Annotated in this window: 17 protein-coding genes and 1 pseudogene; 7 read left to right on the forward strand and 11 right to left on the reverse strand. The window is 57.5% G+C overall.

The window, feature by feature from the left end; all coding sequences use genetic code 11:
* Position 1: 1 nt before the first annotated feature.
* A complete protein-coding gene (locus M1D99_RS24315; protein ID WP_434572116.1) occupies positions 2-1,102 on the reverse strand; it encodes an efflux RND transporter periplasmic adaptor subunit in 1,101 nt (366 codons plus the stop codon).
* A gap of 93 nt (positions 1,103-1,195) precedes the next feature.
* On the opposite strand from M1D99_RS24315, the gene M1D99_RS24320 reads away from it, so the two are divergent.
* Entirely contained in the window at positions 1,196-1,831 is a 636-nt protein-coding gene (locus M1D99_RS24320) for a TetR/AcrR family transcriptional regulator (RefSeq protein ID WP_186705480.1), read from the forward strand.
* A 248-nt stretch (positions 1,832-2,079) separates the two neighbouring features.
* Here M1D99_RS24320 and M1D99_RS24325 read toward each other — a convergent pair whose 3' ends face one another.
* On the reverse strand, positions 2,080-2,862 hold the full coding sequence (locus M1D99_RS24325) for a class I SAM-dependent methyltransferase (RefSeq protein WP_186705479.1): 783 nt from the start codon (positions 2,860-2,862) through the stop codon (positions 2,080-2,082).
* Positions 2,863-2,971: 109 nt separating this feature from the next.
* Here M1D99_RS24325 and M1D99_RS24330 point away from each other — a divergent pair, with 109 nt between their 5' ends.
* A complete protein-coding gene (locus M1D99_RS24330; protein WP_434572120.1) occupies positions 2,972-3,592 on the forward strand; it encodes an energy transducer TonB in 621 nt (206 codons plus the stop codon).
* Between the two features lies 1 nt (position 3,593).
* Here the strand turns inward: M1D99_RS24330 and M1D99_RS24335 are convergent, their stop codons facing one another.
* The 7 genes from M1D99_RS24335 to ppc all read right to left on the reverse strand — a co-directional run bounded on the left by M1D99_RS24335 (position 3,594) and on the right by ppc (position 11,039).
* Positions 3,594-4,292 carry an extensin-like domain-containing protein gene (locus M1D99_RS24335; RefSeq protein WP_411386593.1) on the reverse strand — a complete coding sequence of 233 codons (699 nt, stop codon included), beginning with the start codon at positions 4,290-4,292 and terminating at the stop codon, positions 3,594-3,596.
* Positions 4,293-4,308: 16 nt separating this feature from the next.
* Positions 4,309-5,130: an isocitrate lyase/PEP mutase family protein gene (locus M1D99_RS24340; protein WP_411386592.1), complete on the reverse strand. Its 822-nt coding sequence runs from the start codon at positions 5,128-5,130 to the stop codon at positions 4,309-4,311.
* 33 nt (positions 5,131-5,163) lie between these two features.
* Positions 5,164-6,024 carry a DUF72 domain-containing protein gene (locus tag M1D99_RS24345; RefSeq protein WP_458130882.1) on the reverse strand — a complete coding sequence of 287 codons (861 nt, stop codon included), beginning with the start codon at positions 6,022-6,024 and terminating at the stop codon, positions 5,164-5,166.
* Positions 6,024-6,332 (reverse strand): hypothetical protein, encoded by a 309-nt coding sequence (locus M1D99_RS24350; protein WP_186705474.1) that lies wholly within the window; start codon positions 6,330-6,332, stop codon positions 6,024-6,026. Before M1D99_RS24350 ends, M1D99_RS24345 begins: the two co-directional genes overlap by 1 nt.
* Positions 6,333-6,697: 365 nt before the next feature.
* Positions 6,698-7,375 (reverse strand): tRNA (adenosine(37)-N6)-threonylcarbamoyltransferase complex dimerization subunit type 1 TsaB, encoded by a 678-nt coding sequence (gene tsaB / locus M1D99_RS24355; RefSeq protein ID WP_186705473.1) that lies wholly within the window; start codon positions 7,373-7,375, stop codon positions 6,698-6,700.
* A gap of 94 nt (positions 7,376-7,469) precedes the next feature.
* On the reverse strand, positions 7,470-8,117 hold the full coding sequence (gene adk, locus M1D99_RS24360) for an adenylate kinase (protein ID WP_186705472.1): 648 nt from the start codon (positions 8,115-8,117) through the stop codon (positions 7,470-7,472).
* A 291-nt stretch (positions 8,118-8,408) separates the two neighbouring features.
* Entirely contained in the window at positions 8,409-11,039 is a 2,631-nt protein-coding gene (ppc, locus tag M1D99_RS24365) for a phosphoenolpyruvate carboxylase (RefSeq protein WP_458130883.1), read from the reverse strand.
* Positions 11,040-11,219: 180 nt separating this feature from the next.
* On the opposite strand from ppc, the gene M1D99_RS24370 reads away from it, so the two are divergent.
* Positions 11,220-11,528: a hypothetical protein gene (locus M1D99_RS24370; protein ID WP_458130884.1), complete on the forward strand. Its 309-nt coding sequence runs from the start codon at positions 11,220-11,222 to the stop codon at positions 11,526-11,528.
* Between the two features lie 88 nt (positions 11,529-11,616).
* Complete coding sequence (locus M1D99_RS24375; protein WP_458130885.1) at positions 11,617-11,937, forward strand: hypothetical protein; 321 nt, start codon at positions 11,617-11,619, stop codon at positions 11,935-11,937.
* A gap of 33 nt (positions 11,938-11,970) precedes the next feature.
* On the opposite strand, the gene M1D99_RS24380 is transcribed toward M1D99_RS24375, so the two are convergent.
* Both M1D99_RS24380 and M1D99_RS24385 read right to left on the reverse strand, forming a co-directional pair.
* On the reverse strand, positions 11,971-13,743 hold the full coding sequence (locus tag M1D99_RS24380; protein WP_458130886.1) for a P-loop NTPase fold protein: 1,773 nt from the start codon (positions 13,741-13,743) through the stop codon (positions 11,971-11,973).
* 39 nt (positions 13,744-13,782) lie between these two features.
* Positions 13,783-15,501, reverse strand: a complete 1,719-nt coding sequence (locus M1D99_RS24385; RefSeq protein WP_458130887.1) for a hypothetical protein — start codon at positions 15,499-15,501, stop codon at positions 13,783-13,785.
* 135 nt (positions 15,502-15,636) lie between these two features.
* On the opposite strand from M1D99_RS24385, the pseudogene M1D99_RS24390 reads away from it, so the two are divergent.
* The 3 genes and pseudogenes from M1D99_RS24390 to M1D99_RS24400 all read left to right on the forward strand — a co-directional run.
* Positions 15,637-15,735: pseudogene (locus M1D99_RS24390) on the forward strand (pilin assembly protein); the annotation flags it as partial.
* 285 nt (positions 15,736-16,020) lie between these two features.
* Positions 16,021-16,434 carry a DUF4398 domain-containing protein gene (locus tag M1D99_RS24395; RefSeq protein ID WP_186705469.1) on the forward strand — a complete coding sequence of 138 codons (414 nt, stop codon included), beginning with the start codon at positions 16,021-16,023 and terminating at the stop codon, positions 16,432-16,434.
* A gap of 51 nt (positions 16,435-16,485) precedes the next feature.
* Positions 16,486-17,274 (forward strand): OmpA family protein, encoded by a 789-nt coding sequence (locus tag M1D99_RS24400; protein ID WP_186728987.1) that lies wholly within the window; start codon positions 16,486-16,488, stop codon positions 17,272-17,274.
* Positions 17,275-17,361 lie beyond the last annotated feature (87 nt).

Here is a 17,361-nt window from a genome sequence, read left to right on the forward strand (position 1 = left end):
ATTACTCCTTGGCCGCCAGGTTGACCACGCGGTTGGAGCGATCCACCGGCCGCACCTGCTGGCCGTCGAGGAGCACATGTATGCCAGCCGCCACCACCCAGTCATTGGCGCTCAAGCCTTCGAGCACCGGCACGTTTTTTTCGCCAAAGGCACCCACGCGCACCGGGGCTTTCTTGACCGTGTTGTCCGGGTTGACGACCCAGACGTAGGTGGCGCCATTCTCGGCAGTGAGGGCTGATAGCGGCACTGACAGCGGCGCCTTTTCAGCCGTCTGGATAAACACCCGGGCACTTTGGCCCAGCTCCGCCGGAACACTGCCGGCGGTGAAGGCCACGCGGGCGGCGAAGGTGCGGGACTTGGGGTCGGCGGCCGGCGACAGCTCACGAATCCGCCCGCTGAAGCGCTGGTCAGGCTGGCTCCACAACTCGACCGACACCGGCTGGCCAATCTTGAACCGGCCAAAGCTCTGTTCCGGCAGGCTGATCAGCACTTCACGCTCGCCATCGGTGGCCAGGGTAAAAACGGTTTGCCCGGCCGAAACCACCTGCCCGACTTCCACCGAGCGCCGGGCCACCACGCCATCCTGGGGCGCACGCAGCACCGAATAGCTGGCCTGGTTGTTGGCGACATCGAACTCGGCCTTGATCTGCTTGAGCCGCGCGGTGCCGGAGCGGTAGAGGTTTTCGGCGTTGTCGTATTGGGAGCGGCTGACCATCTGCCGCTCCATCAAGGTCTTGTAGCGGTCACGTTCGGCGCGGACCAGGTTCAGGTTGGCCTCGGCGGCGGCGACCTGGGCACGGGTCGCTTCCAGTTGCAGGCGCACGTCCTCGGGGTCGAGCTCGGCCAGCGGTTGATTGGCCTTGACCCGCTGCCCCTCTTCCACCAGTCGTCGGCTCACCTTGCCGCCAATGCGAAAGGCCAGTTCAGGCTCGAAACGTGCCCGCACTTCGCCAGGGTAACTGTCCATCGCCTGGGCCGACGGCTCGGGCTTGACCACCATGGCGGGACGCACGGCGACGGGCACCGGCTCGTCATGACCGCACGCAGACAATAAAAAAGCCAGGGCGACTGGCATGACGAGGGGCAGGGCATAGCGGAACATGGCGAGTGACCTTTCGCTAATGGTGCTTGGAATAATTATACTGGCGAGTATGTTATTAATAGCAAACTCACCAGTCCAGTATTAAAGCGAAGAATGTCGAACAATCCTTCAACCCCTAGCGGCCCAGGCCGCCCCAAGGACCTGGCCAAGCGCCAGGCTATTCTCGACGCGGCGAAACGCCTGTTCCTGAGCATGGGGTATGCCAATACCAGCATGGACGCCGTCGCCACCGAGGCGGGAGTTTCGAAGCTGACGGTCTACAGCCATTTCAACGACAAGGAGACGCTGTTTTCCGCTGCCGTGATGGCCAAATGTGAAGAGCAGGTGCCATCGCTGTTTTACGAATGGCCTGACGGCGTTCCCATCGAACACGTGTTGCTGAACATTGCCCGCGGGTTCAACCAACTGATCAACAGCGATGAATCGTTGAACCTGCATCGCCTGATCATGGCCCTGGGCAGCCAGGACCCGAAGCTGTCGACGATTTTCTACGAAGCCGGTCCGCAACGGATGCTCTCAGGCATGGAGCGGCTGCTGACCAAGGTCAACCAGAGCGGCGCCCTGAGCATCGATAAACCGCGCAATGCCGCCGAGCATTTCTTCTGCCTGATCAAGGGCGCGGCGAACTTCCGCTTGTTGTCAGGCTGCGGCCCGGCCCCGGAACCGGAAGCCGCCGAGGCTCATGTGCAGGAAGTGGTGGGGTTGTTCGTGCGGGCTTATCGGCCTTAGCCTTTCGCTGGCTGGAAGGGCCCCATCGCGAGCAAGCTCGCTCCCACAGGGTTTGATGAACACCACAGATCCAATGTCGGAGCGGGCTTGCTCGCGAAGACGGCGGCCTATTCAACACCTTCCCCAACTGACCCACCGCTTTCGCGAGCAAGCCCGCTCCCACAGTTTGATCGACGGGGTTCACAGAATCAGCGCCCGCCACCGGCCCCTGTGGGAGCGAGCCTGCTCGCGATGCAGGCAACTCGGTCTCAAGGCTTGAGCGCTTTCTTCGGATAGATGTCGTAGCGACTGGACTTGCCATCGAGCCCATGGCTCGGCTTCGGCCCTTCGATGCACGGGGCCTTGCGTGGACGCTTGACCACCACTCGATGAGTCGCCAAGGCCAGGGCCGCGGCGAGCAGCGCCGGGGCGTCCGGGTCATCGCCCACCAGGGGCCGGAACAAGCGCATCTCCTTCTTCACCAAGGCGGTTTTCTCACGATGAGGGAACATCGGGTCCAGGTAGATCACCTGGGGCGGTTCGCCTTCCCAGTTGCGCATCACCTCGATGGAGTTGCCCTTGAGCAAGCGCATGCGCGCCACGATCGGCGCCACGTCGAAGTCCTCTGCGCCACGGGCCAGGCCATCCTCCAACAAGGCCGCGATCAGCGGCTGACGCTCGATCAAGCTCATTTCACAGCCCAGGCTGGCCAGCACAAACGCATCCTTGCCCAACCCGGCGGTGGCATCCAGCACCCGCGGGCGCACACCTTGGGCGATCCCGACTGCCTTGGCGATCATCTGGCCACTGCCGCCGCCGTACAACCGCCGATGGGCCGCCCCACCCTCGACGAAGTCCACGCGCACCGGCCCTGGCGCATCCGGGCCCAACTGCTGCAACTGCACCCCTTGCTCACCGACCTGCAAGGCGAACTCGCCTTCGTCCCCTTGCAAAGGCAGGCCAAGCCGCTCGGCCCAGTGTTCGGCCTGCGGTTGGAAGGCCGGGGCCAGGGCCTCGACATGGATGCGGCAGGCCGCGGGTTGCTCACTCATGGAAGTTGTTCACTTATGGAAAACATGCTCAAAAAATTAAGGATCGGCAAAAACGGCCGATAACAACGGTGAACGGCATTTTGCCAGAGCTGAGCGTCGACCGAGAAAAATGTCAGACATTCAATCCACATCGATAGGCGTTATCTCCCCTTACGGCGATTACAGCCTGCGTAACACCCAAGCGCTGAGCGGCGTCAGTCACCTGTGGCAGGATTTTTTTGCCCGGGCCCTGGCCGATCAACTGGGTGATAACGCACCGGCACCTGGCAGCTACCAGCCAGAGCCCCTCGATGAGGCCGTTGAACCGACCCTCGGCGCCGAACTGCTGGCGCATATCGTCAGCCAGCGCACCTGCGAAGTGACCGAAACACAGGTCAAGCCGCCAGAACCGCTGTTCCTGCCCATCGCCGAATTCGAACTCGACCTGCTGGATAAACCCTTCCCGCCGTTCCCGCCAGAAGAAATCGTTGCCCAGCAACACCAGCAGACCTTCGAAAGCAACTGGGTCCGCCCACTCGTCCTCACCGCCGGCCAACCACTGCCGGAACCGGGCCCGGCGCCACAACCGCGTCCGTTGCACCTGCCGATCGCCGAATTCGAACTCGAGCTGCTGGACAAGCCGTTCCCGCCGTTCCCGAAAGAGGAATTGGTGGCGCAGCAGAAACAACTGGACTTCGACACCCGCTGGGCACGTCCGATCGTGCTGCAGAACCTGCGCATCGCCGCTTAAATCAGCGACAGATCCACCATGGCCCCACATCCAGATGAAAATGGTTGCGGTGCGCCGCGTTGTAATCCGGGCTCAAGACCACACTGAACATATCGCAGGCGCCATCCCGAGCCTGACGCAAGAAGCGCGCATCGGCCGTGTCCTTGGGCCAGTCCCTGAGCACGCTGATCGTGCGCCCATCGGCCAGGCGAAACCCGGCGATGTCCAGCGCGCTGGCGGTGGCGTGCTGGCTGCGCGCCCCGCTCTCACGCCCGTACATGTTGCGACAGGCGAAACTGCCCAAGTGATCGACCCGCGTCACTTTCTGCCCGTAGACCGCCATTGCCGCCGGCTGCAACCCGTGACGCTCGAACAACGCAAACGCCACCGCCAGCGGGCAACTGGCGAGGAAGCTGCTGCTCAACGCCACCTCACCGCCCTGCACCCTCAACACATTGGTCAATGGGCATGTGGTATTGGCGCCGCTGTCGGCCTGGCGCGCGGTGCGCAGCCCGGAGGTAGCGAGGGCCTGGTCGCACAGCTGCGGGTCGTTGCGCAGGGCCATGAGTTTGAAACGGGTGAGCAGATTGGGCGCCAGGTTGACGTCCAAAGGCGCCCAGGGATTCCATTGGGGCGGCAGCGCCACCCAGCCGCGCCATACCCCCAGCACGGCAAGGCCAATGAGTAGGGCCACGACCGCAAGCGCTTTCAAAAACCGCACGATATTGCCTCGGGCATCAACCCTTGAATAATTGGTTGGCCTGCTTGAACGGCATCGAGCGGCGCGTGAAGGTGAATGTGCCCTGCTCCTGGATCTCCTCGGCGGCGCGGAAGAACTCGCCATACGCGGCCAGGGCCAGCGCCGAGCCGACACTGATGCGCTTGACGCCCAGCTCGCTCAACTGCGCCACCGTCAGGTCCAGCGCCCCGGACATCAGCACGTTCACCGGTTTTGGCGCCACGGCCTGCACCACCGCGAGCACTTGTTCGGCGCTGCTCAGCCCCGGGGCGTACAACACGTCGGCCCCCGCGTCCGCGAAGGCCTTGAGGCGGCGTATGGTGTCGTCGAGGTCCGGATTGCCATGCAGGAAATTTTCCGCCCGGGCCGTCAGCAGGAAAGGAAACGGCAAGCTGCGCACGGCCTCAGCGGCGGCCTTGACCCGAGCTACCGCGTGGTCGAAGCAATAGATCGGGCTGTCTTCGCGCCCCGTGGCATCCTCGATCGAACCACCCACCGCGCCGGCCTCCGCGGCTCGGAGCAGGCTGCGGGCGCAATCCTCGGGGGCATCGGCAAAACCGTTCTCCAGGTCGACGGCCACCGGCAGGTCAGTGGCCGCGACAATCGCCCGCACGTTAGCCAGCGTGTCATCCAGCCCCAGCGCGCCATCGGGTCGGCCCAGGGAAAAGGCGTGACCGGCACTGGTGGTCGCCAAGGCTTCAAAACCCAGGCTGGCCAGCATCTTGGCCGAACCGGCGTCCCACGGGTTGGGAATGACAAAAGCCCCTTCGCGTTCGTGCAAGGCCTTGAACGCCTGGGCTCGACGAATGTGCGCTTCCATGTAGTTCGCTCCTGAGCAGAGAGGGAGTGGGCCTCAGAGCAAACCCAGTTGCTCGGCGGCGGGCTCTCTATATAGCGCAGGCAGGGCCGGCAAGCCAGGCAATCGATGCATCAATCGCTCGTGAAAACGTTGCGCGAGCCTGGCGGCCAGCCGGTTGTCGGCGGTGTGCAGGAAGATATAGGGCGTGCGCCCTTCTTCGATCCAGCCGGCGATTTTCTCCACCCACGGCGTCAGGAACGGCTCGTTGGCTTCGAGCGCCGGATGACCGATGAAACGCACTTGCGGACATTGGGTGAACGCCGCGGGCCGGGGCGGCACGCGGGGCTTTTTCGATTGTGCGTGAAGCACGGCGGGATCAAGGGAGGTGCAACTGAACAAGGCCCGGGGATCGAGGCAGATGCGTTCGACGCCGCGATCGAGCAACAGGCGATTGAGCCGTCGTTCGGCGTCGCCCTTGGCAAAGAACTCGTCGTGACGGACTTCGACCGCCAAGGGGCGCTGCAAGGCGTCGATGAACCCCGCCAGTTCCGGCAACCGATTCGGGGTAAAGGCCTTGGACAGTTGCAGCCAATACGGCGCAACGCGCTCGCCCAAGGGGCTGAGTAGTTGCAGGAAGGTTTCAGTGGCCGTCAGCCGTTCGCGCAGGTCGCCATTGTGGCTGATGTCGCCAGGAAACTTGGCGGTGAAGCGAAAGTGCTTGGGCATGATCTCGGCCCAGCGCTGCACGGTCGGCGCAGACGGGCTGGCATAGAAGGTCGTATTGCCTTCCACGGCATTGAACACTTGGGAATAGAGATCGAGGAAATCGGTGCTTTTCGCATCCTGGGGATAAAGGTGATCGCGCCAGGCGTTTTCGCTCCAGGACGGGCAGCCCAGGTAGTAAGGCAAGACCATCAGATGTAGAGATCGAGTCCCAGCACTTCCATATCCCAATCGACGAAACCGGCGGTGCTCAGGTAGCTCGCCAGGGCCGTGGAGACACTGCGGCTCATCGCACGGTGATAAAGCATGTCTTGCTGACGGGCGGGGAGATTGCTCAGGCGTTGCGCAGAGGCTTTGGCGGCGCGGGCGGCCAGTTGCTCTTCAGACGGAAATTCCACCTCGCCATCGATGTCATCGAAGTTTTCCGGCTCGCTGGCTTTACCCGCACGAGGCCGACGCTTGATGGGGTAGGACTGGGATGAAACGCCGTCTATACGCATAACAGAATGCTCGGTATCAATGATGGCAATTTAGCGGCACTTTCGCAGCCGCGCAAATGCGCAAGTGATAACTAGAACACATAAAGTCAAAAAGGTTTAAAAACGGGCGGAAAAAGTGACGACTGGCAAGGTTGGGTGTGACTTTTGGGGGCGTAAATGACTTTTTCGAGACACCGCTTTTTGGGGTGACCCTATGGTTTTGTGGCGAGGGAGCTTGCTCCCGCTGGGGCGCGAAGCGGCCCCGAAATATGATTCGCGCCTTATCTTGCCGGCCTGAAATCAATTTTCTGGGGGCCGCTTCGCAGCCCAGCGGGAGCAAGCTCCCTCGCCACAACGCTGCCCGTTCGAGAGCGGAGTGATGCTTTCTATCGCTCGGACTTGGGGGTTGCGACTTTGTCCCGCAAATATACTGGCTGTGCATCATCCGCTGGAATGGCCTCGCCACGTTCCCAGGCGAAGCGTGCCAGGGCCAGCAGGTCCTCGGCATGGGGCAGCATCGAGGCGTCCTGGCCGATGAGGCTGACACCGATCCGCTCGCCATAGCCCCAACCAGTGCCGGCGCCGAACCAGTCGCCGCTGGCATCGCCCGGCAACGCCGCCGCTTCGGGCGGCAACACCGCTTCAGCACCGACCAGGCGCATCTCGCCGTCGGTTTCGCGGTAGCAGCCCCAATACACCTCATCCATGCGCGCATCGATGGCCGCGGCAACTTGGCGAGCGCCCTGTTCGCGCAAGGCACGCTGGGCCAGCACCGCCAGGTTTGACACTGGCAGCACTGGCCGCTCCAGGGCAAATGCCAGGCCTTGCACCACGCCGATGGCGATGCGCACGCCGGTAAAAGCTCCCGGCCCACGGCCAAAGGCAATCGCATCCACCGCCTGCAAGGTCGTGCCGGCATCGCTCAACAGTTTCTGGATCATCGGCAGCAGCTTCTGCGCATGCAGGCGCGGGATCACCTCGTAATGGCTCGTGACCTTGCCGTCGTGCAGCAAGGCAACGGAGCAAGCTTCAGTCGCGGTGTCCAGGGCCAGCAAGGTGCTCATCGATGTGTCCGTAAATCAGGTGGGGAAAAAGTGCGCCAGTATAAACAACTACGGCCCGCAAGCGGGCCGTAGTTGATGCAACTGATCAGGCTTTTCAGCTCAGCGCTTCGAGCACCTTGCCGGTGATCGCATCGACCGAGCCAACGCCCGGGATGTGGCTGTACTTCGGCTTGCCTTGGGCAGCCGACAGATTCTGGTAGAACGCCACCAGCGGCTTGGTCTGGGAATGGTAGACCGACAGGCGATGACGCACGGTTTCTTCGGTGTCGTCCTTGCGCTGCACCAGCTCTTCACCGGTGACGTCGTCCTTGCCCGCAAGTTTCGGCGGGTTGTAGACGGTGTGGTAGACACGGCCGGACGCCTCGTGGACACGACGACCGGCAATGCGCTGGACGATCTCTTCGTCGTCGACCGCGATTTCGACCACGTGATCGAGCTCAACACCGGCAGTCACCAGGGCTTCAGCCTGGGGAATGGTGCGCGGGAAGCCATCGAACAGGAAGCCATTGGCGCAGTCGGGTTGAGCGATGCGATCCTTGACCAGGGCGATGATCAGGTCATCCGACACCAGGCCGCCGGCATCCATGATGCTCTTGGCTTGAACACCCAGTGGCGTGCCAGCCTTGACCGCGGCACGCAGCATGTCGCCGGTGGAGATTTGCGGGATACCGAATTTTTCGGTGATGAACTTTGCCTGAGTACCTTTACCGGCCCCGGGAGCTCCCAGCAGAATGACGCGCATCGATGTGCTCCTCAATTTTTTTATGTAAAACGCTCGGATTCGCCTCGCGGGGCCAATCTTCGAAAAACTGGATCGTGACCGCCCAAACGGCCAAAGGCTGATCAAGATACACAGCAGGCCCGACCCACACAAGCCGCCGAAAGTCGGAGGAACCCGCGCCCGATACGACCTTCGGAGGGGGTGGCAAGCGTCGCAACCGGGCAACAAACTGTCGCCTGGTCGACCTGTCCCCGCCCCCGCCGAACAACGCCAGGGAACGCCGGGCGAGCCGTTTCAGTGCGCTGCCTGATCTTAGCCGGTATTGCGCAACCCGGCGGCAATCCCCGCCACAGACACCAGTAATGCCTGCTCCACGGGGCTGCCTTGGGCAACATCCTGCTGGCGTGAGCGCGCCAACAGTTCGGCCTGCAACAGGTGCAACGGGTCGAGGTAGGTGTTGCGCAGGCGGATGAATTCCAGCGTGGCTGGGCTATGTGCCAGTAGCTGCGACTGACCGGTCAAGCCAAGCACCACAGTGCAGGCCTGCGACAATAGGTCGCGTAAATGCGCACCCAAAGGCAGCAGCCCAGGTTCCACCAAACGCTCGTCATAAGAGCGGGCGATATCGGCGTCGGCCTTGGCCAGCACCATCTCCAGCATGTCGATGCGGGTCCGGAAGAACGGCCATTGCTCGCGCATCTGCCCCAGCAACGCCCCTTCGCCACGCTCCAGGGCCTTGCTCAGTGCGGTTTCCCAACCGAGCCAGGCCGGCAACATCAGGCGGGTCTGGGTCCAGCCGAAAATCCACGGAATCGCCCGCAAGCTTTCGATGCCGCCGGCGCGACGCTTGGCCGGCCGGCTGCCCAGCGGCAGGCGCCCAAGTTCCTGCTCGGGGGTGGACTGGCGGAAGTACTCGACGAACTGCGGATTCTCCCGCACCACCGCGCGGTAGGCACTGACGCCATCGGCCGCCAGTTCATCCATCAAATCCCGCCACTGCGGCGTGGGTGGCGGCGGTGGCAGCAGCGTCGCTTCAAGCACCGCGGCGAGATACAGATTGAGGTTCTGTTCGGCGATATCCGGCAGGCCGAATTTGAAACGAATCATTTCGCCCTGCTCGGTGGTGCGGAAACGCCCGGCCACCGAGCCCGGTGGCTGGGACAGGATCGCCGCGTGTGCCGGACCGCCACCACGGCCCACGGTGCCGCCACGACCGTGGAACAACAACAGTTCGACTTGCTGCTCGCGGCAGATGTCCACCAGCCGTTCCTGGGCCCGATATTGCGCCCAGGCCGCCGCCGTGGTCCCGGCATCCTTCGCCGAATCTGAATAGCCGATCATCACTTCCTGAGGGCCTTGCAGCCGTGAACGATAGCCCGGCAGCAGTAACAGCCGCTCGATCACCGGCCCGGCGTTGTCCAGGTCGGCCAGGGTCTCGAACAGCGGCACCACTCGCATCGGCCGCAATACCCCGGCGTCCTTCAACAACAGTTGCACAGCGAGGACATCGGACGCCGCGCCGGCCATGGAGATCACGTAGGAACCCAGGGACGCCGCCGGCGCCGCGGCCACTTCCCGGCACGTCGCCAACACTTCCGCCGTGTCGGCCGAGGGCTTGAAATGGGCCGGCAGCAGTGGACGCCGGTTGTTCAGCTCCTCCAGCAAAAAGCTGATGCGCTGCTCCTCGTTCCAATCCTCATAGCGACCCAGGCCCAGGTAGTCGGTGATTTCCGTCATGGCGGCGGTATGGCGCGTCGAGTCCTGGCGCACATCGAGGCGCACCAGGAACAAGCCGAAGGTCACCGCCCGCCGCAGGCAGTCGAGCAGCGGCCCATCGGCAATCACGCCCATGCCGCATTCGTGCAGGGAGTGGTAGCACAGCTCAAGGGGGTCCAGCAGTTCGCGGTTGTGCTGCAACACCTCGGCGCCTGGCGGCGTGGCGGCACTCAAGGAGGCATGGGCCCAGTTGCGGGTGGCGCGCAGGCGTTCGCGCAGTTGCTTGAGCACGGCACGATACGGTTCGGCGCTGTCGCCGGCCTGGGCCCGCAAGGCCTCGCTGGCGTTTTGCATGGACAGTTCGGCCGCCAGTTGGTCGACGTCACGCAGGTACAGGTCCGCCGCCATCCACCGCGCCAATAACAGCACCTCGCGGGTCACCGCGGCGGTGACATTCGGGTTGCCGTCACGGTCGCCGCCCATCCACGAGGCAAAGCGGATCGGCGCGGCCTCCAGCGGCAGGCGCAGCCCGGTGGCGGTATGCAAGGCCTGGTCGGCCTTGCGCAGGTAATTGGGGATGGCGTGCCACAGCGAATGCTCGATCACCGCGAAGCCCCACTTGGCCTCGTCCACCGGGGTCGGCCGGGTGCGGCGGATTTCTTCGGTGTGCCAGGCTTCGGCGATCAAGCGTTGCAGGCGCTCGTGGATCTGCGCGCGCTCGGCACTGGTCAGGTCGCGGTGATCCTGGGCCGCCAGTTGCGCGGCGATGGCGTCGTATTTCTGGATCAGGGTACGGCGGGCCACTTCCGTGGGGTGAGCGGTGAGGACCAGTTCGATTTCCAGGCGGCCCAACTGCCGGGCCAGGGCCTCGGCGCCATGGCCTTCGGCCCGCAGCCGGGCAAGCAACTCAGGCAGGACCCGTGCCTCGAAAGGCGCCGGTTGCGATTCTTCGCGGCGATGGATCAGTTGGTACTGTTCGGCGATGTTGGCGAGGTTGAGGAATTGGTTGAACGCGCGCGCCACCGGCAGCAGTTCGTCCTCGCTCAGTTGATTGAGGCTGGCACTGAGTTCGGCATCCACGGAACCGCGTCGGTCAGCCTTGGCGCCCTTGCGGATCTGCTCGATCTTGTCGAGAAACGTGTCCCCGTACTGTTCGCGGATGGTATTGCCCAGCAGTTCGCCAAGCAGGTGGACATCCTCGCGCAAGCGGGCATCGATATCGGTCATCAGCATTTCTCCAGCAAAAAAGTCCGGACAGCTCTTGGATCAGAGAGTGCCGATGCCGGTCGCTTATGACAAGCGACGAAGGGACTTTAAACCTTGCACAACAAAGCTAGTCTCATGGGTAAGCCACACAACGGCTTGTCACTCACCGCGCCTGCCACGAGCAGGCTGATTGAGGTCATCATGAAAATTCGTGAACTTGCCCAGCATTGGGAAGAAAACGCCAAGGGCCGCCTGACCCAGACGGGCTACACGATCCACCTGGACGTCGAAGCCGCCGCACGCCTGGCTGCGATCTGCGACATGTACCCCAAGCGCCAGCCCGAGGAGCTGCTGGGCGAGCTGATCGGGGCCGCATTGGAAGAGCTTGAAGCGAGCTTCCCCTACATCAAGGGTTCGCAAGTTGTCGCCACCGATGAGGAAGGTGACCCGCTGTATGAAGAAAGCGAGCACGCAATAGGAAAAAGTGAAAAGCTCCTGAGAGCTGCGTAACACATGGCCTTCCGGTCATTTCAACGAACCATGAGCCGTAATGACAGCCACAGTCTAGGAACACATCTGGCCAATCAGGAGATACCTTATGGACGCCTTCAAAACGATGCTCAGCAACTGGGAAAACAAAGCTCACGAAACCTCGAAGCTTGTTGAAATCACCCTGACCATTCGCAAACAAGACCTAGTGAAAATCAAGGCGTTTGCGGAAGCCTATGGACTAGATCAAAGCAACATCACGGAAGGTCTGATTCACGCTGCTATAAAAGAAGCGGAAACAGCCATGCCCTACGTCAAAGGGGCTGAGGTGATCCGCGTGGAGGAAGGTGAAGAGATTTTTGCCGACGCTGGTAAGACACCCGCCTACGTCGAAGCTGAACAAGCAATTTCAAAGACCCTCCGGGAATAGGGTCTGGGAGACTGAATCTAGCCTCGCATGGGGCTATTCAGGTTGATTCTGTTCAAGACGCAACTCTTCCTCTACCTGAGCGTAAAGTTTTTCGTAACCTTTAAACTTACTCATCCGAACCCGATTCAACGGTGTCAGTTCTGAAAGCTTCAGCAACGCACCATAAGTTTTCATAAAAATATTTCTAAAATCATCCGTAATATCCTTCTCAACCGAACGAACCTCACCACACTTCAGTAAAGCTCTAGCATGCCGCGTGAAATCCTTACCATCCAAACTACCAAAATACTCATAAAATTCATTATCCCCTTTTTGGGCTATCCCTCTTCTAAGATCCCCATCTGGGAAGCCCGACCCCTTTACGACTGCGAGAACGAGATCAGACAAGTCCCCCTTCACTGCTAAGCTAGCAAAATATTCATCAAGCCTCATTGCCAGATAAGAATTACGCGGCCAAGGATAAACTTCATCTTTTTCCTGAACCCCAGATACAGGAAGGGTATTAGAACAATAATTATCAATCACTGAGTTAATCAGTTCATCTCGACCCAAATCATAATAAATAGATGCAACGGAATCTAAATCATTTAACGTAAAATATTGCAAGGCTTTAGAGATCGCCTGTTCAAATGCACTAAACACTTCCTCTTCATTATTACCGAAAGACGAATGAAACAAATCCCATGCCAGCCCAAGAAGAGCAATATCCGCATCATGCTTTATCTTTTTTTCTAAAGCATCGACAAGAAGCCCTAATGCATCCTCATCTGCATAACCTTTCTTTATGAGATGAATTATTGCAACATCAAACTCATCACACCTTCCAAAGCCGTACTCATCAAGATAATTACTTTTTTCCTTCTCAATTCGCTTGCTTTCTAACTCATCTGCTGATGCATTAGGATCATCTGGCATATAAGAAAACAAACTGCCTTGATAAGTCAAAATAAAATCAACATCAACCTTACTCTTATCCCCTCCATACACAGCAAGCACTGCAAGAGGCAATGTATTATGAGCCTGCTGAATTACTCTAGAATGAGCATTCTTTAATGCACCATCAAGCACGCCTGCAAACAAGGCAATTTTTTTCAACAACCGAATATTATTTATATTTAATTTTATCGCATTTTCAGCTATCCCCTTACGATCATCCCCTGCAGAGTCGAAAACAAGCTTGACCGACTCTTGTACGGAAGGACTAAATGTTACTTCGTAGTCAAAAACCTTTTCGCTGAAGGTGAAAAATTCATCGTTCTTCTCTAGCGACCCTTCATTGAGGACAAGGATAACTGAGCAGTCTTTAGACTCGATCAGGTTTGAAACCAAACCTAAAACGTCTCTCGCCGATAGAGAATTACCTCGACGCTCAAAATCGTCGATACAAAGAATAGTATCAACCACCAATGAATATTGAACTGAATCGATAACACTACCTAAGCTTCCAACAAAGGGAATTTTGACTTCCCTACCATGACCAAAATTTCTCTTTAACCATCCAGCACCATCACTAAAATCAAGTTTCTTAAGATTCGCGATTACTGAATCTTTTGTAGTGACATCACCAGCTTTCTTGCTAGGAATAGAATTCTCAAAAATCGAACGTTTTAAGTCAGCTAAAGAATTGATGCCGAAAAGTGAAACGTAAGAATAGTTATTGCGAGCAAAACTAGATCTATGCTTCGTAATAACAGAATTCCAGAGATAGGTTTTACCTGTCCCCCACTCCCCTTTCAAGACAATTGCAGAACCCATTTGCTTAACAGCAAAATCGTGCAGGGCGTTTTCGACTTGAATAACAGACATTAATGTACCCCCTTAGCTTTATCTTCAATTGCCATCTGGTTACTCCTTGACCAATACCCATGGTTTATTTTTTATTGTTCTTACAAGCTGGCTTCCTTCAACACCTAGCAATTTCATTTTAGCGTTAGCAGTTCTATCAGCAATTTCTGAATAGAGGCATAGTTCGAAACCTATCAATTTTGTTTCCAGTGGCGGAGGAGATATAGTATTTCCAAACATCACGAAATTAGGTGCTTCAATCTGACTCATGAAAATCTCAGACTTAGGGCCCTGTCCGTCAATAGCTTTCATCATATCTGGCCCCAGAGATGAAAACTCAGCGTTCCAGACTTCACTTCCAGCATCAACGCTATCAACTATAGAGCCTTCAATTACATGATAATACTGATTGATACGTAGCTCGTCCTCTTCTTCAATTACGAAAGAACGTAAAATCAGAGGTTCGTTTATTTTTCCAGCAATAGCCCTTCCCTTTTCGAGCATTTGAATCATCCAGCGAAAATAATTGAAAAACTCTTCATACTCCGCCGACAATTCTTCCCCAATCCTAACTGGTTCATCCGTAAAGAAAAACTCGATAGAAATTCTAACCCCAGAATGCCCTGCAATAAATCTTGCTGCTTTCAGAGCCTTGTTAAAACTAGGTAACTCGTTAAATGGTTTATCTTGCCAAGCTAGGAGACTGAAATTAAATTCAAGCTTAATCTCAGCAGGAGCCAATTGATAATGATACTTAAAAGATAAAATACCACCTACTGCCTCGCCTTGGATTTGAAATTTATTTTTTCCAGAAAAAGATTCAGACTCTATCGATGCCAATTCAAATTCATCACCATTATCGGCAACGAGATACATCACCGTATCAATTTTCCTCCTGATGCCACCGACAACCAATCTTCCTTCGCTCGACTTTTCAGAAACGGCCTCAAATAATGGAGAGCCAACAAAGTCAAAATCCTGAAGCGGTATTTCGATAGATTCACCTGTATTAATGAGGTGCATCCATGCGTCTTTCATTTTCTGTTCAACATCTTCAGTTTTAAACTTTAGACTTATTTTTGGCTTTTCGCCGGGTTTGGCCGACACTCTATGAAAAATGCCTTTTTCAGAAATGCTTACAGACACCTCAAAACGAGAATCCAACTCTGAAATACTTTGCTTATAAGCAGAAAAAAACTCTATCACTGGTGCATTTAACGGATTACTAGAATTTTTGAAACTAAAAGTCAGAGCTTTCACAACCTCATTACGAACGGTTTCCGACAGTTCGAAGGGCGTAATAGACCTCTGACCTATTAACGACATTGCCCGCACTTCGGCCCTTCTCTTCCACTCATAAAGCAGAGTAATTGGATAGCGTAACTCGTCGTGATCGATAATTACAGAACAAGAAGCACATAACCAGATTCCATTCTTGTAAGACTTCCTTTCGAGTTGCGACTGTGCTTTATCATAGCGAGCAGCACCCGGACCCGGTGCTGCAGCACAGATATGTGCTGCAACTCCATTGCCAGCATAGTTATTTCGTGCGAGATTTGAGCCTACAGTATGGTTTAAACAATCAGGATTGGAGCAAACTCCTGCAACCATATGCTGTAAAAGTAATTTGGTCGGCTTATCAAAATCGTGCCTCGGGTGATTTTTAATTTTTGAGCCATCTGGCAGTGTCACGTACTCATCAGGTTTTTTTTTGGTCACAAGTCGTTCTCGATCTTCATTCAGTCTTGTCACAAGCTTCACATCGCTTGTGGGATTCATACGCCATCTCCATGCACAAGAATAGCTCTTAGCCATACTGTACAGACATACAAAAGTCAGAGGAGCTGAAGAGTGGCTTAGATTGATAAAAACTATCATCATGAACGGATTGATAATTCGCATTTCGATTTTCGACCAACATCTGAAGACGTAGGACCGACCCCACGATTCCTCGCCCTGTCGCGCCGGCATCTGCACGAACTTTCCTCGCAGAACGACAAATCCAAACACTGATTCCCTTCACTCCAGGTTGCGGTTTTCCGGCGCGGGGCCTTTCCCACCTACGCCGGGAATACCGCTGCGCGCCTTGAAAGTTCAGCTTTTCTGCCGCTGACCGATCAGTCAGTAATTCTTTTGGCGAATGGCCATCCTCGCTGAACTTTTGAAAAACGCCTCGGGTCACACCGAGTAACCATACTGGAACGGTCGTTTAAATAAACGCGCCTTGGCGCCAACACCAAACCAGACGTCATGGCTTCGGTCCCAGCATGGATTTGTCGTTTTTTCAGGAGTTTTCCAATGGAGTTGAAGCCTATGAATACCTGCACTGCCAAACCCTCATCCAGTGGCCTGCGCGGCTTGAAGTTGGCTGCCCTGGCGATCGGTAGCAGCTTCATTCTCGCCGGTTGCGCCGGTAACCCACCTTCGGAGCAGTACGCGGTGACCCAGTCGGCGGTCAACAGCGCCGTCAGCGCCGGTGGTACCGAATTTGCCGCCGTGGAAATGAAATCGGCCCAGGACAAGCTCAAGCAAGCCGAAATCGCCATGCATGACGAGAACTACGAAGAAGCCAAGCGATTGGCCGAACAAGCCGAGTGGGATGCCCGTGTCGCCGAGCGCAAGGCCCAGGCCGCCAAGGCCGAACAAGCCCTCAAGGACTCTCAGAAAGGGGTTCAGGAACTGCGTCAGGAAGGCATGAACAAGGTTCAGTAAACCGTTCACGCCACGACGTACTTCTCATTGATAAAAGGACGACAGACTATGATGCACAAACACTTGATGATGCCCGCCCTGCTCGCTGCCTGCGTAGCCCTGGCCGCTTGCTCCCACGACCCGAACGCCAATCTTGAACAGGCGCGGACCAATTACAACGGCCTGCAAGCCGACCCGGCGGCGACCAAAGTGGCTGCCCTGGAAACCAAGGACGCGGCGGACTTCCTGGCCAAGGCCGACAAGGCCTACCTGGATCGGGAAGACGAAGCCAAGGTCGACCAACTGGCCTACCTGACCAACCAGCGCGTCGAAGTGGCCAAGCAGACCATCGCCCTGCGCAATGCCGAAGCCGAACTGAAAAACGCCGGCGACGAACGCGCCCGTGCCCTGCTCGACGCGCGCAACGCGCAGATCAAGCAACTGCAAGACAGCCTCAACGCCAAGCAGACCGAACGCGGTACGCTGGTGACTTTCGGCGACGTGTTGTTCGCCACCAACAAGTCCGACCTGCGCACCAGCGGCATGACGAATGTGAGCAAACTGGCGCAGTTCCTCCAGGAAAACCCGGACCGCAAGGTGATCATCGAAGGCTACACCGACAGCACCGGCTCGGATTCCTACAACCAATCGCTGTCCGAACGTCGCGCCAGCTCGGTGCGTACCGCCCTGGTGAAAATGGGCGTCGACCCGGCTCGCATCGTGACCCAGGGCTATGGCAAGGAATTCCCGGTGGCGGATAACACCAGCGTCTCGGGCCGCGCCATGAACCGTCGCGTGGAAGTGACCATCTCCAACGACAACCAGCCAGTGGCCCCGCGCTCGACCATGAGCGCCAACTGATCGGCTGAGTGAAACCAAAAAGCCCCGCCTGATTGAAGTCAGGCGGGGCTTTTTATCGGCCAACACAAATCCCCTTGTGGGAGCGGG

Source organism: Pseudomonas sp. R3-41 (assembly GCF_054161485.1).